23 protein-coding genes are annotated in these 23,967 nt (G+C 65.6%); 14 read left to right on the top strand and 9 right to left on the bottom strand.

The window, feature by feature from the left end:
* Positions 1-6 precede the first annotated feature (6 nt).
* Together AC1DB0_RS21365 and lpdA are read left to right on the top strand one after the other, a co-directional pair.
* Complete coding sequence (locus AC1DB0_RS21365) at positions 7-1,359, top strand: pyruvate dehydrogenase complex dihydrolipoamide acetyltransferase (protein WP_476757573.1); 1,353 nt, start codon at positions 7-9, stop codon at positions 1,357-1,359.
* An 8-nt stretch (positions 1,360-1,367) separates the two neighbouring features.
* A complete protein-coding gene (gene lpdA / locus AC1DB0_RS21360; RefSeq protein ID WP_476757572.1) occupies positions 1,368-2,765 on the top strand; it encodes a dihydrolipoyl dehydrogenase in 1,398 nt (465 codons plus the stop codon).
* A 59-nt stretch (positions 2,766-2,824) separates the two neighbouring features.
* On the opposite strand, the gene AC1DB0_RS21355 is transcribed toward lpdA, so the two are convergent.
* From AC1DB0_RS21355 to AC1DB0_RS21325, 7 genes are all read right to left on the bottom strand, one after another.
* On the bottom strand, positions 2,825-3,706 hold the full coding sequence (locus tag AC1DB0_RS21355; RefSeq protein ID WP_054427045.1) for a LysR family transcriptional regulator: 882 nt from the start codon (positions 3,704-3,706) through the stop codon (positions 2,825-2,827).
* A 20-nt stretch (positions 3,707-3,726) separates the two neighbouring features.
* Positions 3,727-4,092: a HipA domain-containing protein gene (locus AC1DB0_RS21350; protein WP_420840180.1), complete on the bottom strand. Its 366-nt coding sequence runs from the start codon at positions 4,090-4,092 to the stop codon at positions 3,727-3,729.
* A complete protein-coding gene (locus tag AC1DB0_RS21345; protein ID WP_476757571.1) occupies positions 4,065-4,493 on the bottom strand; it encodes a HipA N-terminal domain-containing protein in 429 nt (142 codons plus the stop codon). Before AC1DB0_RS21345 ends, AC1DB0_RS21350 begins: the two co-directional genes overlap by 28 nt.
* 41 nt (positions 4,494-4,534) lie before the next feature.
* Entirely contained in the window at positions 4,535-4,834 is a 300-nt protein-coding gene (locus tag AC1DB0_RS21340; protein WP_427949453.1) for a helix-turn-helix domain-containing protein, read from the bottom strand.
* A gap of 194 nt (positions 4,835-5,028) precedes the next feature.
* The gene (gene ilvD, locus AC1DB0_RS21335) at positions 5,029-6,900 is read right to left on the bottom strand and encodes a dihydroxy-acid dehydratase (protein ID WP_175171549.1); all 1,872 of its coding nucleotides are present in this window, start codon (positions 6,898-6,900) and stop codon (positions 5,029-5,031) included.
* Positions 6,901-7,112: 212 nt separating this feature from the next.
* Positions 7,113-7,934, bottom strand: coding sequence for an AraC family transcriptional regulator (locus tag AC1DB0_RS21330; RefSeq protein WP_054427043.1), 822 nt, complete (start codon positions 7,932-7,934; stop codon positions 7,113-7,115).
* Between the two features lie 241 nt (positions 7,935-8,175).
* Positions 8,176-9,066: a LysR family transcriptional regulator gene (locus AC1DB0_RS21325; protein WP_054427042.1), complete on the bottom strand. Its 891-nt coding sequence runs from the start codon at positions 9,064-9,066 to the stop codon at positions 8,176-8,178.
* A gap of 125 nt (positions 9,067-9,191) precedes the next feature.
* Between AC1DB0_RS21325 and AC1DB0_RS21320 the strand changes: the two genes are divergently transcribed.
* Together AC1DB0_RS21320 and AC1DB0_RS21315 are read left to right on the top strand one after the other, a co-directional pair.
* A complete protein-coding gene (locus AC1DB0_RS21320) occupies positions 9,192-9,737 on the top strand; it encodes a GNAT family N-acetyltransferase (RefSeq protein WP_054427041.1) in 546 nt (181 codons plus the stop codon).
* Positions 9,734-10,921 carry an MFS transporter gene (locus AC1DB0_RS21315; RefSeq protein WP_476757570.1) on the top strand — a complete coding sequence of 396 codons (1,188 nt, stop codon included), beginning with the start codon at positions 9,734-9,736 and terminating at the stop codon, positions 10,919-10,921. The genes AC1DB0_RS21320 and AC1DB0_RS21315 overlap by 4 nt, the downstream gene beginning before the upstream one ends.
* A gap of 417 nt (positions 10,922-11,338) precedes the next feature.
* Here the strand turns inward: AC1DB0_RS21315 and queC are convergent, their stop codons facing one another.
* Positions 11,339-12,058, bottom strand: a complete 720-nt coding sequence (queC, locus tag AC1DB0_RS21310; protein ID WP_476757569.1) for a 7-cyano-7-deazaguanine synthase QueC — start codon at positions 12,056-12,058, stop codon at positions 11,339-11,341.
* A 171-nt stretch (positions 12,059-12,229) separates the two neighbouring features.
* On the opposite strand from queC, the gene ppc reads away from it, so the two are divergent.
* The 4 genes from ppc (at position 12,230) to AC1DB0_RS21290 (ending at position 19,115) form a co-directional block, all read left to right on the top strand.
* On the top strand, positions 12,230-15,079 hold the full coding sequence (ppc, locus tag AC1DB0_RS21305; protein ID WP_054427039.1) for a phosphoenolpyruvate carboxylase: 2,850 nt from the start codon (positions 12,230-12,232) through the stop codon (positions 15,077-15,079).
* 818 nt (positions 15,080-15,897) lie between these two features.
* Entirely contained in the window at positions 15,898-16,833 is a 936-nt protein-coding gene (locus AC1DB0_RS21300) for a 3-hydroxyacyl-CoA dehydrogenase family protein (RefSeq protein ID WP_175171552.1), read from the top strand.
* 177 nt (positions 16,834-17,010) lie between these two features.
* Positions 17,011-18,351 (top strand): short-chain fatty acid transporter, encoded by a 1,341-nt coding sequence (locus tag AC1DB0_RS21295; RefSeq protein ID WP_054427037.1) that lies wholly within the window; start codon positions 17,011-17,013, stop codon positions 18,349-18,351.
* Positions 18,352-18,386: 35 nt separating this feature from the next.
* Complete coding sequence (locus tag AC1DB0_RS21290; protein ID WP_054427036.1) at positions 18,387-19,115, top strand: SDR family NAD(P)-dependent oxidoreductase; 729 nt, start codon at positions 18,387-18,389, stop codon at positions 19,113-19,115.
* A gap of 77 nt (positions 19,116-19,192) precedes the next feature.
* Here the strand turns inward: AC1DB0_RS21290 and AC1DB0_RS21285 are convergent, their stop codons facing one another.
* Positions 19,193-19,975, bottom strand: coding sequence for an IclR family transcriptional regulator (locus tag AC1DB0_RS21285; protein WP_054427035.1), 783 nt, complete (start codon positions 19,973-19,975; stop codon positions 19,193-19,195).
* Positions 19,976-20,169: 194 nt separating this feature from the next.
* Here AC1DB0_RS21285 and AC1DB0_RS21280 point away from each other — a divergent pair, with 194 nt between their 5' ends.
* From AC1DB0_RS21280 to AC1DB0_RS21255, 6 genes are read left to right on the top strand one after another with little or no spacing between them, the layout of a single operon-like run.
* Positions 20,170-20,847, top strand: coding sequence for a 3-oxoacid CoA-transferase subunit A (locus AC1DB0_RS21280; protein ID WP_476757568.1), 678 nt, complete (start codon positions 20,170-20,172; stop codon positions 20,845-20,847).
* On the top strand, positions 20,844-21,488 hold the full coding sequence (locus AC1DB0_RS21275; protein WP_054427033.1) for a 3-oxoacid CoA-transferase subunit B: 645 nt from the start codon (positions 20,844-20,846) through the stop codon (positions 21,486-21,488). The genes AC1DB0_RS21280 and AC1DB0_RS21275 overlap by 4 nt, the downstream gene beginning before the upstream one ends.
* A gap of 15 nt (positions 21,489-21,503) precedes the next feature.
* A complete protein-coding gene (catC, locus tag AC1DB0_RS21270) occupies positions 21,504-21,779 on the top strand; it encodes a muconolactone Delta-isomerase (RefSeq protein WP_006227165.1) in 276 nt (91 codons plus the stop codon).
* Between the two features lie 12 nt (positions 21,780-21,791).
* Positions 21,792-22,088: a YciI family protein gene (locus AC1DB0_RS21265; RefSeq protein ID WP_054427032.1), complete on the top strand. Its 297-nt coding sequence runs from the start codon at positions 21,792-21,794 to the stop codon at positions 22,086-22,088.
* A 53-nt stretch (positions 22,089-22,141) separates the two neighbouring features.
* Complete coding sequence (gene pcaD / locus AC1DB0_RS21260; RefSeq protein ID WP_054427031.1) at positions 22,142-22,921, top strand: 3-oxoadipate enol-lactonase; 780 nt, start codon at positions 22,142-22,144, stop codon at positions 22,919-22,921.
* A 4-nt stretch (positions 22,922-22,925) separates the two neighbouring features.
* A complete protein-coding gene (locus tag AC1DB0_RS21255) occupies positions 22,926-23,966 on the top strand; it encodes a cyclase family protein (RefSeq protein WP_476757567.1) in 1,041 nt (346 codons plus the stop codon).
* The last annotated feature ends 1 nt before the right edge of the window (position 23,967 follow it).

Below are 23,967 nucleotides of genomic sequence, written 5' to 3'. Positions count from 1 at the left end.
ACTATCGTGGCTCACCTTATCAAGCTCCCCTCCGTTGCCGCCGACACGTCGGGCGGCAACCTGCACCAGTGGCTCAAGAAAGAAGGCGACACGGTCGCCGTCGGCGACGCGCTGGCGGAAATCGAAACCGAAAAAGCCATTGTTGAAATCAACGCCGAGCATGCGGGCGTGCTGGGCCGCATCGTCGTCCCGGCAGGCGCGGCGTCGGTGCCGATCAATACCGTTATCGGCGTGTTGTTGGCTGACGGCGACGATGCCTCGGCGATTGATCGCGTGCTGGCCGAACATGGCGGCGCGGCGGTTGCGGTTGCCGCTGCGGCGGCACCCGCTGCTGCGGCATCGACGGCTGCGCCTGCGGCAGCATCTGCGGCTGCGCCTTCGGCTGCATCTTCGGCTACCTCTGCGGCTTTGTCTTCGGCCACCTCTGCGGCTGCGTCTTCGGCCACATCCACGGTCGCCGCCCCCAAGGCATCCGCCACCACGCCCGCATCCAACACCCCGGTTCCCGGCGGACGCCTGTTCGCCAGCCCGCTGGCGCGCCGTCTGGCGGCGCAGTGGCATGTGGACCTGCTGGGCGTCGCCGGCACCGGACCGCATGGCCGCATCGTGCGCCGTGACGTTGAATCCGCACGCGACCGTGCGCCCGTGGCCGCGGTGGCGTCGTCAGCCGGCCGCCCCGCAGCCCGGCGCGTGCCGCACACCGGCATGCGCCGCGCCATCGCCCGCCGCCTGACCGAAAGCAAGCAAAACGTGCCGCATTTCTACCTGTCGGTGGATTGCAAGATGGACGCGCTGCTGGCGCTTCGCGCGCAAGCGAACCACGGCGGCGCGGTGAAGCTGTCGGTCAATGACTTCATCGTGCGCGCGGCGGCGCTCGCCTTGCGCGAAGTGCCGGAAGTGAATGTCAGCTGGCACGAAGACGCGATCGAATACCACGCGGGCGCCGACATCTCGGTGGCGGTTGCGACCGACGGCGGGCTGGTCACCCCCATCGTGCGCGACGCGGACGTGAAGTCGCTGTCCGCCATCGCAGGCGAAATCGTGGAGCTTGCCGGACGCGCCAAGATCAACCGCTTGAAGCCCGAAGAGTTCACAGGCGGTTCGCTGACGGTCAGCAACCTGGGCATGTACGGCATCAGCCAGTTCGCCGCCATCATCAACCCGCCGCAGGCCGCCATCTTGGCGGTGGGCGCAGCCGAACGCCGCCCCGTCGTGGCCGAGAACGGCGACCTGGTTGCCGCCACCGTCATGACGGTGACCTTGTCGGCCGATCACCGCGCAGTGGACGGCGCGGTCGGCGCGCGCTGGCTCGCCGCCTTCCGCACTTTGATCGAAAACCCTGTGCGCATTTTGCTGTGAGCCCGACGATGACGAAGAACGTGTTTGATCTGGTCGTCGTCGGCGGCGGCCCTGGCGGCTATGTGGCCGCCATTCGCGGCGCGCAGCTGGGCATGTCGGTAGCGTTGGTAGAGCGCGCGGAACTTGGCGGCATCTGCCTGAACTGGGGCTGCATTCCCACCAAGGCGCTGCTGCACAGCGCGACCGTGCTGCGCGCCTGCCAAGAGGCGTCGCACTACGGCGTCACGGGCGCGGGCGCAGCCCGGCCTGATCTGGCCGCCATGGTCGCCCGGTCGCGCAAGGTGGCGGGCCGCCTGGGACTAGGCGTGGCGCATTTGATGAAGAAGAACGGCGTGACAGTGTTCGCGGCCAGCGCCACGCTGGCGGGCGCGGGCAAGCTGGCGCTGGATAACGGCACGACGCTATCGGCCAAACACATCATTCTGGCTACCGGCGCGCGCGCCCGCGAATTGCCCGCGCTGCCCGTGGGTGAGCGCATCTGGGCGTACCGCCAGGCCTTGATGCCCACCGAGATCCCGAAGTCGTTGCTGGTGGTGGGGGCAGGCGCCATTGGCGCCGAGTTCGCAAGCTTCTACCGCGCGATCGGATCGGACGTCACACTGATCGACATGACGCCAGAAATCTTGCCGCAGGAAGACGCGGAAATTTCGCAGCTGGCGCGCAAGGCGTTCGAGAAACAAGGCATACGCGTGCTGACGCAATGCGCGGTCACGGCATCGGCGTTGACGGCAACCGGCGTCAAGGTGACGCTGGACCAACAGGGCAAGACGTCGGAACTGGAAATCGACCGCGTCATCGTCGCCGCCGGCATCGTCGGCAACGTCGAAAACCTGGGGCTGGAAAAGACGCGCGTGAAGATCGAGAAGACCCACATCGTCACCGATGGCTTATGCCGCACCGCCGAGCCCGGCGTTTACGCCATTGGCGACGTGGCCGGCGCGCCCTGGCTGGCGCACAAGGCCAGCCACGAAGGCGTGCTGTGCGTGGAAGCCATTGCCGGCAAACCCGTACATGCCATCGACTCGCTGCGCATTCCCGCCTGCACCTATTCGTACCCGCAAGTCGCCAGCATCGGCATGACCGAAGCCCGCGCACGCGAGCACGCGAAGGCAAACGGCAGCGAGATCCGTGTCGGCAAATTCACCTTCGCCGGCAACGGCAAGGCCATCGCAATGGGCGAAGACCAAGGCTTGGTCAAGACCGTGTTCGATGCGACGTCGGGGGAATTGCTGGGCGCACACATCATCCACCCGGAAGCGTCCGAGCTGATCACGGGGTATGGCGTGGCGGCGTCGCTGGAAGCGACGGAAGAGGACTTGATGCACACCGTATTCGCGCATCCGACGTTGTCGGAAACGTTGCATGAATCGGTGTTGTCGGCCTTTGGAAGAGCGTTGCACGCGTAGGATGGGTGACGCGCGAGCTCATCATCCAGGATGAGCGGCAGTTCAGCGCGCGCACCCCATCACACCCGCCCCGCGAAGAAATCCAGAAAGCACGCAATGCGCCGCGACAGCTGCGTATTGCGGTGGTACACGGCGTGCATGGGCTGAAGTTGATCGCTGTACACCCCCTCCATCACCTTCACCAGCCTGCCCGCCGCGATATCTTCGCGCACCACAAAATCCGACAGGCACGCGATGCCCACGCCGCGGATCGCCAATTGCCGCTGCGTCTCTCCGCTTGAGGTCGCCAACGTCGGTGTCGCCAGATAACTGGACCCGCCCGCGTGCTTCAACGGCCACACGTTCAGGCTTTCGGGCTGCGTGAAGCCCAGCACTTCATGGCGGGCCAAGTCCTCCACCGTCTCCGGCGCGCCGCGCCGAGCGATGTAATCAGGGCTGGCCATCATCCAGCGCGGCGACGGCCGCAGCGGCCGCGCGTGCAAGGTGGAATCCGTCAGCGGCCCCATGCGGATGGCGACATCGGTGCGATGTTCCATGAGATCCACGATGCGGTCATTGCTGGTGAGTTCCAGCGTGATCTCGGGATACTCGCGCCGAAATTCCGCCACTTGCGGCACCACGCAATGCAGCATCACCGGCACCGACGCATCCACCCGCAACCGCCCCGCCGGCCGCTGATGCACCATCCGCATGCACTCTTCGGCTTCTTCCAACGACGCGATAATCTGACGCGCCTTCGGCAGAAAGTGCGCGCCTTCTTCCGTGAGCTCCATGCGGCGCGTCGTGCGGTTCAGCAGGATCACGCCCAGGTCTTCTTCCAAGCGCGACAAGCCCCGGCTGACCCCCGACGCCGTCTGGCCCAGCATCTCAGCGGCGGCGCTCAGCGACCCGGCGTCCACCACGCCCAAAAACACGCGCAATGCATCGGAATTCAAAGCCATGTGGGGTGTGTCCTTTCGCGCTAGGTGGCGAGCTTGTCGGCAGCAGCCTGAAGGCCGGCGAAGATGCTGTCGGCCAGGTCTTGCGGAAACGCATCGGGCAGTTGGGCCTGCACGCTGCGTATTGCGCCCGGCGTGCGGCCTACCAGATCATCAATCACGATGTCGGCATTGGCGCCGTTTGGCGCGATCACGCCAAACTGACGGCCCAGCTGCACCCAATGACGCCGCATGATTTCGCTGACGCGGTAATGCGTATTCTTGGTCCGCACGGCCATCGCCAACGTTATTTTTTTGGAAGAGAACTTTCCTGGGCCAGCCCCCAGCAACGGATACGCGGACAGCACATCGTACAAAGGCGTCATGTGGTATTGGCCATGTGGCTGCAACGCAATGCTGAAATTCTTTGCGTGGCCATCAGGTGCGCCATCTTGGCGCTGGAGAGCGGGTCCGCGTCAATGGTCTGCACCCCTGCGGGCGTCTCGCCAAGAGGCAGGATTTGCAGGGCGCCGATGCAATCTCTGCCGATCTGCGCCAACAAGTCGAAGGCGCCGGTTGAATCGGCGCCGAAACGACGAGCCACGCGCTCGCGGATGGCTTGGCTATCGGGCAGCAGATTGTCGAAATACGCGCGTACCGCCTCTCCGCGATGGGGCGCATTGCCCGGCTGAAAAGGCAGGGACAACGACAACGCCCGTCCCTCTGGCCGCTGGACCCATGCATCGTCGTAGGCAAGCTCGTCACCCGACTGCGGGTGCAACCGCCAGGTGCCAACGAAGACACCATTCATCCATAGTGCCAATGCGCGGACGTATGAGCGGCGTCCCATCACTACCACTTCGGGGATGCGTGATGGCCGCCCATGCCGGCATCGCGTTCATCGGCAATGCCGTGGCCGCTTGAGTCCGTGGGTTCGCGCTGATGCAACACGAGATCCACGCCCAGCACGGCCAATACCTTCATGAGCCTGCCCGCGCTGACCGTTTCAGCATTGCGCTCCAGGGTGGAATACGTCTGCTGGCGCAAGCCCAAGCGTTCGGCGACCTCGCCCTGCGTCAGGCCGGCTTGTTTCCTGAAGGCTCGGAGCATGCCCGAAAGCTGATCCGAGGTACGGACGGTGAATTCGCTCATCCCGTTCTCAACGCTGTATTTCGAATTTACGCAGTATAGGCTGTAAAGCAGTTTTACTCTCTATAAGCTGTTTATTCACTCTGAATAAGCTGTATTTTTGCTTTACAGCTTATAAGCTGTAGCTGAAACTGCAGTGCTCGCGGACAAAAAAAACGGCGCCCAAAGGCGCCGTTCTTCCTACGCGTTCGCCACCCTCAACGCTTGGCTTTCTGCTTCAGCTGCGACAGGTCACGCACCGCGCCGCGGTCCGCCGACGTGGCCAGGGCCGCGTACGCCTGCAAGGCCAGCGACACGACGCGTTCGCGTCCAACCGGCTCCCAGCCATCCGCACGCGCGTCCATCGCTGCGCGGCGGCGCGCCAGTTCTTCGTCGGACACGGCCAGATGCATCTTGCGGTTCGGGATGTCGATCTCGATGATGTCGCCTTCTTCCACCAGGCCGATGGTGCCGCCTTCGGCCGCTTCCGGCGAGGCGTGGCCGATCACCAGGCCGGACGAGCCGCCCGAGAAGCGGCCGTCGGTGAACAGCGCGCACGTCTTGCCCAAGCCCTTGGACTTCAGGTACGACGTGGGGTAGAGCATTTCTTGCATGCCCGGGCCGCCCTTGGGGCCTTCGTAGCGGATGACGACCACGTCGCCCGCCACGATCTTGTCGCCCAGGATGCCTTCAACGGCGTCATCCTGGCTTTCGAACACGCGGGCGCGGCCCGTGAAGACCCATTGCGATTCGTCCACACCGGCCGTTTTCACAATGCAGCCCTTCTCGGCCAGGTTGCCGTACAGCACTGCCAGACCGCCGTCCTTCGAGTAGGCATTTTCCTTGCTGCGGATGCAGCCCGTCTGGCGGTCGGTGTCCAGCGTCAGGAAGGTGGCGTCCTGGCTGAACGCCACGGTTGTCGGAATGCCGCCGGGTGCTGCGCGATAGAACTTCTGCGCGTCTTCACCCGCGCCGCCACCAGCCACGTCCCAGTTCTGGATGGCGTTGCCCAGCGTGCCGCTGTGCACGTTGCCGCAAGACAGGTCCAGCAGGTCGGCGCGCGCCAGTTCACCCAGGATGCCCAGGATGCCGCCTGCGCGGTGCACGTCTTCGATGTGGTACTTGTCGGTGGCGGGCGCCGCCTTGCACAGGCAGGGCACCTTGCGCGAAATGCGGTCGATGTCGGCCATCGTGAAATCCACACCCGCTTCCTGCGCCGCGGCCAGCAAGTGCAGCACGGTGTTGGTGGAACCGCCCATCGCCACGTCCAGCGCCATCGCGTTCTGGAACGCGCTCTTGGTGGCGATGTTGCGCGGCAGAACCGATTCGTCTTCTTCCACGTAGTAGCGGCGGCACAGGTCGACGACCAGGCGGCCGGCTTGCTCGAACAAGCCCTTGCGCCATGCGTGGGTCGCGACGATGGTGCCGTTACCTGGCAGCGCCAGGCCGATGGCTTCGGTCAGGCAGTTCATCGAGTTGGCGGTGAACATGCCGGAACAGGAGCCGCACGTCGGGCACGCGCTGCGTTCCACTTCGGCGACTTCGGCGTCCGACACCTTCGGATCGGCGGCCTTGATCATGGCGTCGATCAGGTCGATCTTGGCGATGACCTTGCCGTCGGTCGGCGACTTGACCTTGCCCGCTTCCATCGGGCCGCCGGACACGAACACGACCGGGATGTTCAGGCGCATCGCGGCCATCAGCATCCCCGGGGTGATCTTGTCGCAGTTCGAAATGCAGACCATGGCGTCGGCGCAATGCGCGTTGACCATGTATTCCACCGAGTCGGCGATGAGTTCGCGCGACGGCAGCGAATACAGCATGCCGCCGTGGCCCATGGCGATGCCGTCATCGACGGCGATCGTGTTGAATTCCTTGGCGACGCCGCCTGCGGCTTCGATCTCTTTGGCGACCAGCGCGCCCAGGTCGCGCAGGTGCACGTGGCCCGGCACGAACTGCGTGAACGAGTTCACTACCGCGATAATCGGCTTGCCGAAATCACCGTCCTTCATGCCAGTGGCGCGCCACAAGGCGCGGGCGCCGGCCATGTTGCGGCCGTGGGTCGATGTGCGGGAACGGTAGTGCGGCATGATTTGTCTCGAGTGCTGTTAGCGTGGCGGCAAAACGGTAAATAATACGCTGGATCGGGCCGGGGTTGTCCGATGACCCCACCAATGGCCGCCCTGAGAGCGGCCATTGGCCATCAGACGGACATTGGCCGGACGGCAGGCAACCGGCGGGCAAACGACTGGCGAATGCCCGGCAACCGGCAGGCAAACATCAGGCAAACGTCAGGCGGACATCATTCAGTCGCCTGGCCGCGCGCCGCGAAGGCGCTGGGCGACTCGCCCACCGCACGGCGAAACATCGCGGCGAAGGCGCTGGGGCTTTCGTACCCCAAGTCCAACGCCACATCCAGCACCCGCGCGCCCCGCGCCAGCCGCTCCATGGCGGCCAGCAGGCGCGCCTGCTGGCGCCAGCGGCCGAAGGTCATGCCCGTGTGACGCAAGAACAGCCGGTGCACGGTCTTCGGGTCCACGCCCAATTCCCGCGCCCATTCCGCCGCCCCCGCCTGCCGCTCGGGATGCCGCACGATGGCGCGGCAGATGCGCGCCAGTCGCGGCTCCGCGGGCTGCGGCAAATGCAGCGGCAGCACGGGTTCCTGACGCATTTCGTCCAGCAACAGCATCATCAGCCGGCCGTCGCGCGTGTCGGGCGCCCAGTCCAGCGGCACGTCGGCGGCCGCCACCATCAGCTCGCGCAGCAGGGGCGAAATCGACAGCACGCAGCACTGCGCCGGCAGATGGGCTGCGGCCCCCGGCTCGACGAAGACCGTGCGCATGCGCGGCTCGCCACTCATGCGGATGCCGTGCGGCACCCACGCCGGCACCCACACGCCACGCGTGGGCGGCACGACCCAGATGCCAGCATCCGTATTCACCACCATCACGCCCGAAATCGCGTAAAGCAACTGGCCGCGCCGATGGCGGTGCCGGCGCACGCGGTGGCCATCTTCGTAATCCACCGCCAGGCCTGCGACGGGCGGCCGCGAGGATTCGTACGGGAACAGGTCCAAACCGGCGGGGGAACGCGCGGGGGCTGGGGCGCTGGCTGAGGAGCTCACTGGCGTGGGGGCTGAGGTGGGGGCTGAGGTTCTGGCTGGGGCGCGGACTGGAGAGCTGCCTGAGGTGCTGGCTGGAGAGCTGCCTGAGGTGCTGGCTGGAAAGCTGCCTGAGGTGCTGGCTGGAGAGCTGGCTGAGGTGCTGGCTGGAAAGCTGGCTGAGGAGCTGGGTGGCTTGCGGACTGGCGGTGGGGAGGAAGGCATGCAATGTTCTCAGTGATTCGTCCAGGGCGAGGCGATGCGTTCAGGCGCGCAGCGCCAACAACGCCTCTTGCAAATGGCGCAGGCCATGGCTGAGCGGCTTGTCTCGCCGAAGCACGATAGCCAGATCGCGCGACAAACGCGGCGTCAACGACCGCACCACCAGGGCATCGCGCTGGCCCGCAGCGCTCACGGCCAGCTTGGGCAGCACCGCGCAACCCAGGCCCGCCGCCACGATCTCTTTCATGGCTTCCGTGCTGCCCAACTCCATGACGGGCTTGGCGGCGACACCCGCGGCCTCAAACCAATCATCCACCAGCCGGCGCGTGCGGGCGCCCGGCTCGAACAGCACCAGCGGACGCAGCGCCAATGTCTGCGGAGTGACAACGGCGGGAATACCGCCCGGGTCACTGGCGGGAAAGATCGCCACGAACTCGTCCTCCATCACCGTCGTGACCTGGAACATACGGCCGGGCGCGGGCAAAGTCACCAGCCCCATGTCCAGCGTGTTGTTCTCCAGGGCGCGCAGCATGTCGGCCGTGTTGCCAGTGCTGGCCACGACGTCCAGCGCAGGAAAGCGGCGGCGCAGCTCCGCCAGCACGGGCGGCAGCAAATAGGTGCAGGCGGTGGCGCCCGTGCCCAGCCGGATTCGGCCAGACACCTGGGACGCATGCGCCGTCATCGCCTGCTCGGCCTGCGCCAGGGCCGCGTCGATCACGCGGATATGCGTCAGCAACTCCAGCCCCGCCGCGGTGGGCCCGGCGCGGCGGCCAATGCGCTCAACCAGCTTCAAACCGAAGCGCCGTTCCAGCTGGCGGATCTGCAAGCTGACCGCGGGCTGGGTCACGCCGCCCCGTTCGGCAGCGGCGGAAAAGCTGCCCAGTTCAACCACCCGCGCAAAGGTGCGCAGGTGGTCCAGGTTCAGGCCTCGCATGGCGTCTATCCAAAGTTTTTCTTATAAAAACGATAACAGACCAAAGCTTTATTAATGCCAAAACTTGCCCCACACTGGCGGCTGCTGATTTGCCCCTTCCCCCTTCGACTTCGCCGGCCCTTTTCATGTCGCCCAACACCCCCACCATCGTCATCCGCGACAGCGCGGAAGCCGACCTGCCCGCCATCAAGACCATCTACGCGCACCACGTCGAACACGGCACCGCCTCGTTCGAACTGGACCCGCCGTCCATCTCGGAAATGCGCACGCGCCGCGCGGGCGTGCTGGAAAAGGAAATGCCGTATCTGGTCGCCGAGATCAATGGCGAAGTCGTGGGCTACGGCTACGTCACGGCGTACCGCCCCCGCCCCGCCTACCGCCACACCGTCGAAGATTCCGTCTACGTCAAAGCCGGCCGCGCGGGCCTGGGCATCGGCGGCAAGCTGCTGGCCGCGCTGATCGAACGCTGCACCGCCGCCGGCTGGCGCCAGATGCTGGCGGTGGTGGGCGACAGCCGCAACGCGGCATCGCTGGCGCTGCACGCCGCCCAAGGCTTTCATCCGGTCGGCACGCTGCGTTCCGTCGGCCACAAGCACGGCGAATGGCGCGACACCGTCCTCATGCAACGCAGCCTGGGAGAAGGCGACACCACACCGCCGCAACGGCCGTGATTGCCCCACGCGCCATCGTCTGCCTGGGCCTGACGCAACTGATCGGCTGGGGCGTCACGTTCTACCTGATCGGCGCGCTGGGCCCCGCCATGACGGCTGACCTGGGCTGGAACGCCGCCACCGTCTACGGCGGCTTCTCGGCCGCCATCGTCACGATGGCGCTGGTATCCCCCCTGGCGGGCGCAGCCGTTGACCGCTGGGGCGGCCACCGCGTCATGCCGGTGGGCGCCGTGATCGCCGCCGCGGGCTGCGCCCTGCTGGCCGCAGCGCACCACGTGCCGGTGTATTTCCTGGCGTGGCTGCTGCTGGGCCTTGGCATGCGCCTCTGCCTGTACGACGCCGCCTTCGCCTCACTCGCCCGCGCCGCCGGCCCCACCGCGCGCCGCCCCATGTCGCAAATCACGCTGTTCGGCGGCTTGGCCTCCACGGTGATGTGGCCGGTGGGCCACGCGCTATCGGACGCGCTTGGCTGGCGCGGCGCGGTCTTCGTCTACGCCGCCCTGGCGCTGGCCACCGTGCCGCTCTACCTGGCGCTGCCACGCGACCGCTACACCGCATCCGCCGCCACCGCGAAACAGACCAGCACCGGCCTCACCCGCACATCCACGGAACGGCGGCTCGCCGGCACGCTGTACGCCGTGATCGCCATGCTGACCAACTTCCTTGCCGCCGGCAACGCCGCCCACCTGATCTCGCTACTGTCCGGCCTGGGCCTGGCCAGCGCCGCCGCCGTCAGCGTCGCCGCGCTATGGGGCGTAGGCCAATTCACCGCCCGCGTCGCCGACGTGACGCTGGGATCAAGACTGCACCCGCTGACACTGACCCTCGCCGTCGCCGCACTATTGCCACTGTGTTTTTTGCTGGCGCTGCTATCGCGCGGCAACCTCTACGCCACCGCCGCCTACGCCCTGCTCTACGGCGCCTGCAACGGCCTGCTGACCATCACCCGCGGCACGCTGCCGCTGGCACTGTTCGATTTCCGCAGCTACGGAACTTTGGTAGGCGCCCTACTGATCCCCAGCTTCCTGCTAACCGCGACGGCGCCGGTCGCCTATGCCTTCGTCATCGATACCCACGGCGCTTCGACCGCGATGGCGCTATCAATCGTGTTGGCGGCAGCCATTGCGGCGGCCGCGTTCACGTTGCGATGGAAGTTTATTGGGCGGGTGGGTGCAGCAGGATGAATTCGGACGACGCGCGAGCGCCACCGTCACGACGCCAGACACCGCGTAAGCCCCACAAGGCCGCCCGCGCGGCCGGCATGGGGCGGGCCCCGCAAGATATTCCATCACCCACCCACCGGTGAGTAGCACCCTAAGCACACTGATCGCCCCAGCGGACGTCAAGTTTCAATCACCGCAGGCCGGTGCGGCGGGGTCACGGGGTGCGCGGGGAGTCGATAAGCCCGAGGGAATCTGAAGGGAAGGCCGCAGGCCTGGACGAAGATGACGACGGGGCAGTCCGGAGCGAAGGCTCCGGACCGCAATCGTTGACCCGCGCGCCCCGTGACCCCGCCGCATCGGCCGTCAAAAAAACCGGGTCTTCAACGACTTTCAGCGACTGATCCATCAACCAGTCCCACAATCAAAACGACCACCCCATCACCCCTCAGCAGCAGAAGCCACCACCCACTTCTCCCACCCAATCTTCCTCAACTTACAAGCCGGACACTCCCCACATCCATACCCCCAGTCATGCCGCGCCCCCCGCTCCCCCAAATAGCACGTATGACTTTCCTCAACGATCGTCTCCACCAACGCATCCCCACCCAACTGATACGCCAGCGCCCACGTCTCGGACTTATCAATCCACATCAGCGGCGTCTCGATCGTCACCCGCGACCCTAACCCCAATCCCAGCGCCACCTGCTGCGCCTTGATCGTGTCGTCCCGGCAATCGGGATAGCCGGAAAAATCCGTCTCGCACATCCCGCCCACCAGCACATCCAGCTGACGCCGATACCCCAGCGCCGCCGCCAGCGTCAGAAACAGCAGATTGCGCCCCGGCACAAACGTGTTCGGCAAACCATTGGCCTGCATCTCGATCGCGCGGTTGCTCGTCATGGCCGTATCGCCCACCTGCCCCAGCACCTTCAAGTCCAGCAGATGGTCTTCGCCCAACCGCGGCGCCCAATCCGGAAAGTTCGCCCGAATCTCGCTCAGCACATTCAGCCGCGCAGACAATTCGATGTGATGACGCTGACCGTAATCAAACGCCACCGTTTCCACATGGGCATAGCGGTCCAGCGCCCAGGCGAGACAAGTGGTGGAATCTTGACCGCCCGAAAAGAGGACGAGCGCGCGACGTTGATGATTTTGCATAAAGGGGGCTTCTAAAAAGACGAAGGGATAGCACGGACTGTAACCGAGCAAAGGCGCTTTCCCGTAAGGAACGCTGCGTAAAATCAGATTCGTCTTATTCCCCGGTTTTCCCGCAACGCCCATCGTCTTTTCCCAACCTTTCCTCAGCCGCCAGACGGATACCCCCGCCCGATGAATGCCATCCGCCCGCAGTCCGATTCAGCAGAACCCTTGCGTCACGATATCCGGCTACTAGGCCGCCTGTTAGGCACCGTCATTGAGGAATGCGAAGGCAAACGCGTTTTCGACACCATCGAAACGCTGCGGCGCACCGCCGTGAAATTCCGGCGCGAAGGCATCGACGCCGACAGCAAACTGCTGGAACAGCGCGTCAAGCGCCTGCAAGGCACCGACCCGAACTCGGTTGCGCGCGCCTTCAGCTACTTCCTGCACCTGGCCAACATCGCTGAAGACCGCGACCAGAACCGCCGCCAACGCGCACGCGCCCTGATCGACGACACCGCCGCACGCGGCAGCCTGCGCGACGCCGTGCAGACCCTGGCCAGCCAGGGCGTCAGCGTTGCCCGCATCCGCCGCTGGCTGGCCGATGCCTGCGTCGTGCCGGTGCTGACCGCGCACCCCACCGAAGTGCAGCGCAAGAGCACGCTGGACGTGCATCGTGAAATCGCCACCGCGCTGACCCAGCGCGACGTCCCGTTGACGCCGCAAGAGCTCGCCGATCTGGATGCGGCCCTGCTCGGCCGCGTCGCCACGTTGTGGCAAACCCGCATGCTGCGCTACACGCGCCTGACCGTGGCCGATGAAATTGAAAACGCGCTGTCGTACTACCGCAGCACCTTTCTTACCGTCATCCCGCGCGTCTACGCCGACCTGTCCAAACTGCTGAACCGCGAACCCGCCAAGCCGTTTGCCGCCCCGCCCGCGCCGCTGGAACCCTTTCTGCGCATGGGCAGCTGGATTGGCGGCGACCGCGATGGCAACCCGAACGTGGACGCCAGCACGCTGGAACGCGCGCTGCTGCGCCAGGCCACCGTGCTGTTCGAACACTATCTGCAAGAGGTCCACGCGCTGGGTGCGGAACTGTCGATCACCACGCTGCTGATCTCAGCCGACGCCGAACTGCTGGCGCTGGCCGACAGCAGCGGCGACGACTCCCCCCACCGCAGCGACGAACCCTACCGCCGCGCGCTGGTCGGCGTCTACGCCCGGCTTGCCGCCACGGCGCAAGCGCTGACCGGGCAGAACCTGGCCCGCCGCAGCACCGTCGCCGCGCCCGCGTACCAAGCGCCGCAAGAACTATCAGCCGACCTGGCCACCATCGCAGCATCGCTCGCCGCGCACCACGGCGCGCCCATCGCCAAACTGCGCCTGTCAGGGCTTCAACAAGCCGTGGAAGTGTTCGGCTTCCACCTGGCCACCGTCGACCTGCGTCAAAGCTCCGACGTACACGAACGCGTGCTGGCCGAACTCTTCGAACGCGCCGGCACCCAGCGCGACGGCAAAGCGCTCGACTACCTGGCGTTAAACGAAGACGAACGCGTGGCCCTGTTGCGCACCGAACTGGCGCAAGCCCGCCCGCTCGCATCCCCCTGGATCGCCTACAGCGAAGACACCACCCGCGAACTGGCCGTGCTGCGCGCCGCCGCCGCCGGCCGCGCCCGCTACGGCAAACAGGCCGTGCGCCAGACCATCGTGTCGCACACCGAAACCCTGAGCGACCTGCTGGAAGTGATGGTGCTGCAAAAGGAAGCCGGCCTGATCGCCCCCGCCGGCCAGGACATTGCGGCCGAAGACGGCTTGATGGTCGTGCCGCTCTTCGAAACCATTCCCGACTTGCAACGCGGCGCCGACATCATGGCCGCCTGGCTCGACCTGCCCGAAGTCCGCCAGCGCGTAAAGCAGGCGCAAAACGGCGCGCAGGAAGTCATGCTGGGCTATTCCGACAGCAACAAGGACGGCGGCTTCCTCACCTCGAACTGGTCGCTGTATCAGGCCGAACGCGCGCTGGTCGACGTGTTCTCGGCCCGCAACGTGCGCCTGCGCCTGTTCCACGGCCGAGGCGGCTCGGTGGGACGCGGCGGCGGCTCCAGCTTTGACGCCATCCTGGCCCAGCCCCCCGGCACCGTCGCCGGCCAGATCCGCCTGACCGAACAAGGCGAAGTCATCCAAAGCAAATACAAGGACGCCGAAGTCGGCCGCTGGCACCTGGAACTGCTGGTCGCCGCCACGCTGGAATCCAGCCTGGCCCCGCGCGCCGAAGCCACCAGCGCCGAAGACGCACACATGGCGCAACACGGCCCGGCCATGTCATTCATGTCAGACACCGCGCAGCGCACCTATCGCGGCCTGGTCTACGACACCCCGCGCTTTGCCGAGTACTTCTTCGCCGCCACCCCCATCAGCGAAATCGCCGGTCTGAACATCGGCTCGCGCCCAGCTTCGCGCAAGAAGGGCCAACGCATCGAAGACCTGCGCGCCATTCCCTGGGGCTTTTCGTGGGCCCAATGCCGCCTGATGCTGACCGGCTGGTACGGCATGGGCTCGGCCATCGAGGCCTATCTGGAAACCGGCGCCCCCGACGCCCCCCGTTCACGCCGCAGCCGCCTGGCCCAACTGCGCGAGATGGCCCGCGACTGGCCCGCCTTCCGCACACTCTTGTCCAACATGGAAATGGTGCTGGCCAAATCCGACCTGGCCATCGCCGCACGCTACGCCCAACTCGTTCCGCAACGCGCGCTACGTGAACGCGTGTTCGGCTCCATCAGCGCCGAACACGGCCGCACGCTGCAAATGCTGAAGCTGTTGACGCAACGCGAACTGCTGGCCGACAACCCCATGCTGCAAGACTCGCTGCGCGAACGGTTTGCGTACATCGACCCGCTGAATTATTTGCAGATTGACCTGATCCGCCGCCACCGCGCGGCACAAAAGCACCCGGACGCGGAAGTCGACAAGCGCGTGCAAAGCGCGATTCATTTGACGATCAACGGCATCGCAGCGGGACTACGCAATTCGGGGTGAAGATGCGGCAGGCGACGGGCACTTCAGCGCCGGTGTCAGACTGCATTTCTTCCGGAAAATGCAGTCTGACACCAAAATCGCGAGGGTGAAGATGCGGCAGGCGACGCGCAGCGCCATCACCACGACGCAAGACACCGCGTAAGCCCCACGAGGCCGCCCGCGCGGCCGGCATGGGGCGGGCCCCGCAAGATATTCCTCACCCCCCCACTGGTGAGCAGAACCCCAAGCACACCGCCCGCCCCAGCTGACGTCACGTTTCCACGACTGGAGCCTGGTGCGGCGGCGGCCCGGGGTGCGCGGGGAGTCGATAAGCCCGAGGGAATCTGAAGGCAGCCGCCGCAGGCGGCAACGAAGATGACGAAGGGGGAGTCCGGAGCGAAGGCTCCGGACCGCAATCGTTGACCCGCGCGCCCCGGGCCGCCGCCGCACCAGGCGTCTTAAAAACCCACTCCGCCCGCATTCCACACGCTCCCGCTACACCCCTGCCGCCTCCGAAACCGCCCCCCGGCCCCGACCCACCGTCAAACGTCCAGCGCCCCCTCCACCGCTACCGCCCCCCGCAACGCTACCGCCCCCCCGCACCGCCCCCCGTCCACCAGACGAACACCCCCACCTCCCCATTTGTCCACCCCCGGCAACTTTTAGTACTATCTCTTCCAGAAATTCTATACACGCACAAATGTTCGTATATAGAACAAAACGATTTTTCTGGCCCCGCCGCACAGAAAGGCACCTCAGGAAGAGACAGAGATCACCCTGGTTCCCCCGCGTGCCTGACTGCCTGGCAGCCGCCCGCAAGACAGCATCGAGCGAACCACATGGATACTCCCCTCAAGAATCTCGCCGTCATCGGCGCAGGCGCCATGGGCAGCGGCATCGCCGCATTATTCGCCTCGAAGGGACTGAACATTGTCCTGATCGATCCGATGGAAGGCGCCCTGGAGCGCGCCTTGAAAACCATCGACCGCCAATTGAACGTCTACGCCCCCGGCAACGTTCAGGAAGCCATCCAGCGCATCCGCCTGGAACCGGCCCTGGAAGCCGCCGCCAGCTGTGACCTGGTCATCGAAGCCGTGCCGGAAAACCTGGAACTCAAGCGCGGCATCTTCGCCAAACTTGACGCCCTGTGCCCTGCACACACGCTGTTCGCCACGAATACATCGGGCCTGTCCATCAACGCCATCGCCAGCGCCGTCACGCGCCGCGACCGTTTTGTCGGCACCCACTTCTTCACCCCCGCTGACGTCATCCCGCTGGTCGAAGTCGTCCGTAACGACGACACCTCTGACGCCACCGTCACCCAAGTCATGGCCACGCTGCGCTTTGCCGGCAAACGGCCCGTGCTGGTGCGCCAGGACATTCCCGGCTTCATCGCCAACCGCATCCAGCACGCCCTGGCCCGCGAAGCCATCTCGCTGCTGGAAAAAGGCGTGGCCAGCGCCGAAGACATCGACGAAGTCGTCAAGTGGAGCCTCGGCATCCGCCTGGCCCTGTCCGGCCCGCTGGAACAGCGCGACATGAACGGCATCGATGTGCACTACGCCATCGCCAGCTACCTGTACAAAGACCTGGAAAACCGCACCGAACCTTCCGACCTGTTGAAAAGCAAAGTCGACAGCGGCCAGATCGGCGCCAAGAGCGGCCAGGGCTTCTACACCTGGAGCCCCGAACGCCGCGAACGCGTGCTGCGCGAAAAAAGCGCCACGCTCGGCGAGCTGGCCGCCTGGCTGAACAGCAAAGCCGGCGACGCCTGACCGCGCCCCCAAGCATTCCCAAAAGATAAGGCGCGGGGGCAACCGCCAACCGCGCCATCGGGCCACGAGCCCAACCACACAAAGAAAACCAGACGTCCATCCGCGGCCAGCTTCGCCACCCGATGCCGGACCGGACACGACACAAGAGAACCCGCCTACGGAGTTGTTGGAGGCACCATGAATAAATTGGCTTCATTCTTTACCGAGCTGATGCGCAAGTATCTGCCCGATCCTTTCGTTTTCGCGATTGCGCTGACGCTGCTCACCGTGCTGCTTGCCATGGGCATCGAAGGCCAGAGCATCGGCGACGTCACCCGCGCCTGGGGCAAGGGCTTCTGGAGCCTGTTGGCCTTCACGACCCAGATGGCCGTGATTCTGGCCATGGGCTACGTGCTGGCCACCGCGCCGCTGACTGACCGCCTGCTCAACCGCATCGTCAGCCACGTGCACAAGCCGCACACCGCCATCATCGTCGCGACCTTGGTCGGCGGCGTGGGCAGCTACCTGAACTGGGGCTTTGGCCTCGTCATCGGCGGCATCGTCGCCAAGAAGCTGGCGCTGAAGGTCAAGGGCGTGCACTACCCGCTGATCATCGCCGCAGCCTATAGCGGCTTCACCATGTACGGCCTGGGCTTGTCCGCCAGCATCCCCGTGCTGGTCGCCACGCCGGGCCACCCGACCGCCAAGCAGATGGGCACCATCCCGCTGTCGGAAACCATCTTCTCGGTGCCCATGCTGATCACCAGCCTGGTCATCATCATCACGCTGCCGCTGCTTAACGCCTGGCTGCACCCGAAGAAGGGCGAGAAGATTGTTGAAGTGGACCCGGGCATCGACCGCGACGCCAACGCTTCCAACGCCACCGAAGACATGCTGGAAAAAGGCACCATTGCCTCGAAGCTGAACAACAGCCGCATCCTGAGCATGCTGATCGGCGCGCTGGGCATTGCCTACGTCACGTTCCACTTCATGGACGGCGGCTCGCTGGACCTGAACCTGATCAACTTCATCATCCTGTTCCTGGGCATCATCCTGCTGGGCACGCCGGCCGCCTACGTGGCCAAGCTGACCGAAGGCATCAAGACGATCTCGGGCATCATCCTGCAATACCCGTTCTACGCCGGCATCATGGCCATCATGGCCGCCTCCGGTCTGGTGACGTCGATCTCGCAAGTGTTCGTTGACTTCGCCACGCCCGCCACGCTGCCGTTCTGGGGCCTGATCAGCTCGTTCTTCATCAACTTCTTCGCCCCGTCCGCCGGCGGCCACTGGGTCATCCAGGGTCCGTTCATGATCGACGCCGCGAAGGAAATCGGCAGCGCCCTGAACCAGACGACCATGGCCGTCATGCTGGGCAACGCCTGGAACGACCTGGTGCAACCCTTCTGGATTCTGCCGGCGCTGGCCTTGTCGAAGCTGAAGCTGCGCGACGTGATGGGCTATACCGTCATCATGATGCTGTGGGTGGGCGTGATCCACATCACCGCCGTGCTGGCCTGGGGCTACGCCACGCACTGATCCACCGCGCTTTCATCGAACAGACAGGAACTGATATGAGCAAACCGACTGCGTATCTCGTCACCGGCGGCAGCGCCGGGATTGGCGCCGCCATCATCCGCATGCTGCTGGATGCGGGCCACAAGGTGGTCAACATTGACTACAAGCTGCCCGAGAACCCGCCGGCGGGACTGGTCTCGTATCAGGCCGACCTGACCGATGAAGCGCGCACGAAAGCCGTCGCCAGCGAAGTCACCAACGCCTACAACATCGTGGGCCTGGTGAACAACGCCGGCGCCACCCGCCCTGGCACGGCCGACACGGCCACCCTGGCGGATCTGGACTATGTGGTGAACCTGCATCTGCGCACCGCGCTGATCCTGGTGCAAGCCGCGCTGCCCGCCATGCGCGAAGCCGGCTTTGGCCGCATCGTGAACATGTCGTCGCGCGCTGCGCTGGGCAAGCCGGACCGCGTGGTCTATTCGGCCACCAAGGCCGGCCTGGTGGGCCTGACGCGCACGCTGGCCATGGAGCTGGGCGGCGACGGCATCACCGTCAACGCCATCGGCCCGGGCCCCATCGCCACCGACCTCTTCACCAAGAGCAACCCGGCAGGCGCACCGCAAACCGAACGCATCATCAACAGCATCGTCGTCAAGCGTCTGGGCACGCCGGAAGACGTGGCGCGCGCCGCCATGTTCTTCCTGTCGCCGGATAACGGTTTCGTGACGGGCCAGATGCTGTATGTGTGCGGCGGCACAACGTTGGGCGTCGCCCCGATCTGAGCGCTGCCGCCATGACCGCCGAGCCCCTCGTTCAACCCCTCGCCCGGACGCGCCTTGCGTCCCGCCGCCCGCGTGGCCTAGCGGCGCAGCAGCGCGTGGTTGATCTGGTCGGCGGCATGGCGCAAGGGCGGCAGGAATGCCGCCAGCATGGCCTCGCGCGAAAAGCGGTTGGAATGCCCGCTGACATTCATCGCGGCGATCACCCGGCCGCTGCGGTCAATGATGGGCACCGCCACCGACTGCAAGCCCGGTTCGAGTTCCTGCGCGACGCAGGCGTAGCCATCGGCGCGCACGCCGGCCAGCACGCGCTTCAACTCTGCCACGTTGGTGACCGTGTCGGCCGTGTAGGGCTGAATCTGGCTCATGGCCAGCACCCGGTCCAGCTCCGCTTCCGGCAGACCGGCCAACAGCACGCGGCCCATCGACGTCACCCAGGCGGGCAGCCGGCTGCCCACGGCCAGGTTGATGGTCATGACCTTGTGCGTGGACAGGCGCAGGATGTAGACGATGTCCGCGCCTTCCAGCACGGACACGGAGCAGGATTCGCGCGTCTGCTCGGCCACTTCTTCCATGTAGGGCAGCGCCAGGTTCCACAACGGCGTGCCCGACAGATAGGCGTAGCCCAGCTCCAGGATGCGCGGCGTCAGGGCGAACTTGCGGTCTTCAACGGTGACGTAGCCCAGGTGTTCCAGCGTCAGCAGGATGCGGCGCGCGCCAGCGCGGGTCAGCCCCGTCACGGCCGCCACTTCCGACAGCGTCATCTGCGAACGGTTGGGGCCGAACGCCCGGATCACCGACAGGCCGCGTGCGAAAGATTGCACGTAGCTGTCGCTGGGTTGCTGGGGGTCAAGCTCGGCCATCCGTCTGGTCCCAAGAGTAAAAAGCTCGCCGCTGGCGAGCCGTCCGTTGCCCTGGAAGGCAACGCAATCACGGTGGGGATGGCAGCTCGCGGGCTTGCCTTGACGCTATGCGGTCCCCATGAAACGATGTTCTTCAGAAGAACGAAAGTTCTAATGAAGAACAAATTATGACACGCCACCTATGAGCGAACATCATGATCTCTAAGCTTGTTGCAAGCGCGGCGGCCGCCCTGGCGGACGTACCCGACGGCGCCACCGTCATGATTGGCGGCTTCGGCACTGCCGGCCAGCCCATGGAATTGATCGACGCCCTGCTCGAACAGGGCGCGAAAGACCTGGTCATCATCAATAACAACGCCGGCAATGGCACCACAGGCCTTGCCGCCTTGCTGGGCGCCAACCGCGTGCGCAAGATCATCTGCTCGTTCCCCCGCCAGGCGGACTCGCAGATCTTCGACGGCCTGTACCGCAGCGGCAAGCTGGAACTGGAACTGGTGCCCCAAGGCAACCTGGCCGAGCGCATCCGCGCCGCCGGCGCCGGCATCGGCGCGTTCTTCTCGCCCACCGGCTACGGCACCCCGCTTGCCGATGGCAAGGAAGTCCGCGAAATCAACGGCCGCCACTACGTGCTGGAATATCCCCTGCATGCCGACTACGCGCTGATCAAGGCCGAACGCGGCGACCGCTGGGGCAACCTGGTCTACCGCAAGACCGCCCGCAACTTCGGCCCCATCATGGCCAGCGCCGCGCGCGTGGCCGTGGCGCAGGTGCGTGAAGTGGTTGAGCTGGGCGCGCTGGACCCCGAAACCGTCGTCACCCCCGGCATCTTCGTGCAGCGCGTCGTCGAGATCGACGCCAAGGAGCAGCAATGAGCACCAAACTGACCCGCGATCAGATCGCCGCCCGCGTCGCCCAGGACATTCCTGAAGGCGCTTACGTCAACCTGGGCATCGGCCTGCCCACGCTCGTCGCCAACCATCTGCCGGCCGACCGCGAAGTCATCCTGCATACCGAAAACGGCATGCTCGGCATGGGCCCCGCGCCCGCCAAAGGCGAAGAAGACTACGACCTGATCAACGCCGGCAAGCAGCCCGTGACCGAACTGCCCGGCTGCTCGTTCTTCCACCACGCCGACTCGTTCGCGATGATGCGCGGCGGCCATCTGGACATCTGCGTGCTGGGCGCCTTCCAGGTGTCGCAACACGGCGACCTGGCCAACTGGCACACCGGCGCGCCCGACGCCATCCCCGCCGTGGGCGGCGCGATGGACCTGGCCATCGGCGCCAAAGACGTCTTCGTGATGATGGAACTGCAAACGCGCGAAGGCCAGAGCAAGCTGGTCGAGGCGTGCACGTATCCGCTGACCGGCGTGCGCTGCGTGTCGCGCGTGTACACGGACGTGGCGGTGTTCGACATTCGCGCCGACGGCGTGACCGTCATTGATATGTTCGGCGACGTCACCGCCGATGAGCTGCTGGCCCTGACCGGCCTGCCGTTGAAATTTTCCCGCTGATCAGGAGAAACACTCATGTTGTTCATGGTTCAAATGCAAGTCAATCTGCCCGTCGACATGCCGGCCGAACGCGCCGACAAACTGAAGGCCGACGAAAAGGCCCTGGCGCAGCAACTGCAACGCGACGGCAAGTGGAAAGAGCTGTGGCGCGTGGTGGGCCGTTACGCCAACGTCAGCATCTTCGACGTTGAAAGCAACGACGAACTGCACACGCTGCTGGCGTCCTTGCCGCTGTTCCCGTACATGGACATCAACGTCACGGCGCTGGCCCGCCACCCGTCGGCGATCTGACCGGAGCCTTCCATGCCCTACATCATCGAAACCTTCGACAAGCCCCGCCATCAGGAAGTGCGCCAGCAACATCGCGCAGCGCATCTTGAATACCTGGACGCCAACAAGCAGCTGCTGCTGGCGTGCGGCGCCAAGCTGCAAGACGACGGCAAGGATGCGGGCGGCGGTTTGTACATCGTTGACCTGGACACGCGCGAAGCCGCGCAACAGTTCATCGACGCCGACCCGTTCTCGCAAGCCAATCTGTTCGACCGCGTGACCATCACGCGCTGGCGCAAAGCCTACGTCGACGGCACCTGCCACCTGTAATCCCCAAGCGGCCGCCGATTGCGCGGCCGCTGTCTTATCCGAGGTATTCCCACATGGCTTACGCCGAACTCAGCCAGGCACGGCTGTTCTACGTCATCGATGGCCCCGCCGACGCGCCGGTGCTCGTGCTCTCCAACTCGCTGGGCACCTGCTCCGACATGTGGGCCCGCCAGATTCCCGAACTGACCAAGCACTTTCGCGTGCTGCGTTACGACACCCGCGGCCACGGCAAGTCGTCGATTCCCGATGGCGAATACACCTTTGCGCAACTGGCTGGCGATGTCGCCGAGCTGCTGGCGCATCTGAACATCAAGCGCGCGCATTTCTGCGGCCTGTCCATGGGCGGCCCGACTGGCATCGCGCTGGCGCTGGCGCACCCGGAACGCGTCGGCAAGCTGATCCTGTGCAACACCGCCGCGCGCATCGGCTCGGCCGAAGGCTGGAGCACCCGCATCGCCGCCGTTGCCGATCAGACGCTGGAAAAGATGGCGCCCACGCTCGTCGAGCGCTGGCTGACCGATGACTACCGCGCCGCCGAACCGGGCCTGACGCAAGTGCTGATCGACATGCTGCGCCGCACGCCGGACGCCGGCTACTCGGCCAACTGCGCCGCGCTGCGCGACGCCGACTACCGCGAGCAAGTGTCCGCCATCACCGCGCCCACACTCGTCATCAGCAGCACGCACGACCTGGCGGCAACGCCCGCCCAAGGCCGCGAACTGACTGCCGCCATTGCCGGCGCGCGCTATGTCGAACTGAACACCTCCCACATTTCGAACTGGGAGCAACCGGAAGCCTTCACCCGCGCGGTCGTCGACTTCCTGACGGAGTAACCGCATGCAGCGCTGGAAACACCGGCCTGAAGGCTCCAACTGGGGCGACTTCGGGCCTGACGACCAACTCGGCCGCCTGAACCTCATCACCGAAGAACAAGTGCTGAAGGGCGCGCGCGAAATTCGCGCGGGCAAGACCTTCTGCCTGTCGCTGCCGCTGGACCTGCCCGGCGGCAACGTGCTCAACCCGCGCCGCCATCCGCCGCAACTGAGCCCGACGAAACTGGCCGGCACGCCCTACCTGAACTTTCCGTTGAAGAACGTCAACCCGGATGCGTTGGACGTGCTGAGCGATGATCAGGTGCTGCTGTCGATGCAGTACTCCACGCAGTGGGACGCGCTGGCGCACGTGGGCGCGCTGTTTGACGCTGATGGGGATGGCACGCCTGAACTGCGCTACTACAACGGCTTTCAGGCGGGCGTTGATGTCGTTGGCCCCGCTGACAGTGAACACACCGGCTGCGGTTGCTCAACCGGCGGCCCGTCCGCGGCGTTGAAGCTGGGGGTGGAAAACCTGGCGCAGAAAGGCATGCAAGGCCGCGGCGTGCTGGTGGACCTGTTCCGCCACTACGGCCCGGGCCGCACGCTGATCGGCCACGCCGAGCTGATGCATGTGCTGCAAACGGATGGCATCAGCGTTGAACCCGGCGACATGCTGGTGCTGCGCACGGGCTACGCCGAGGCCGTCGTCGCCATGAACGGCACGCCGGACCCCGAGGTGCTGCACACGTACGGCGCGGCGCTGGATGGCACGGACGCAGCGCTGCTGCAATGGATTACGGACAGCGGCATCGCCGCGATCTGCGCCGACAACTACGCGGTCGAGGCCTACCCCGCCCGCGAAAAACCCGGCCCGCGCGCGATGCTGCCGCTGCACCACCATTGCCTGTTCAAACTGGGCCTGCCGCTGGCGGAGCTTTGGTATCTGAAGGATCTGGCGGACTTCCTGTACGCCAATGGCCGCCATCACTTCATGCTGACCGCCCCGCCGCTGCGCCTGCCGCATGCGATCGGTTCGCCGGTCACGCCGATCGCCACGGCGTAAG

The organism is Achromobacter sp. 10T422 (assembly GCF_056394065.1).
The sequence above is the reverse complement of the archived record's forward strand: the minus strand, read 5'-3'. Positions and strand labels throughout refer to the sequence as shown.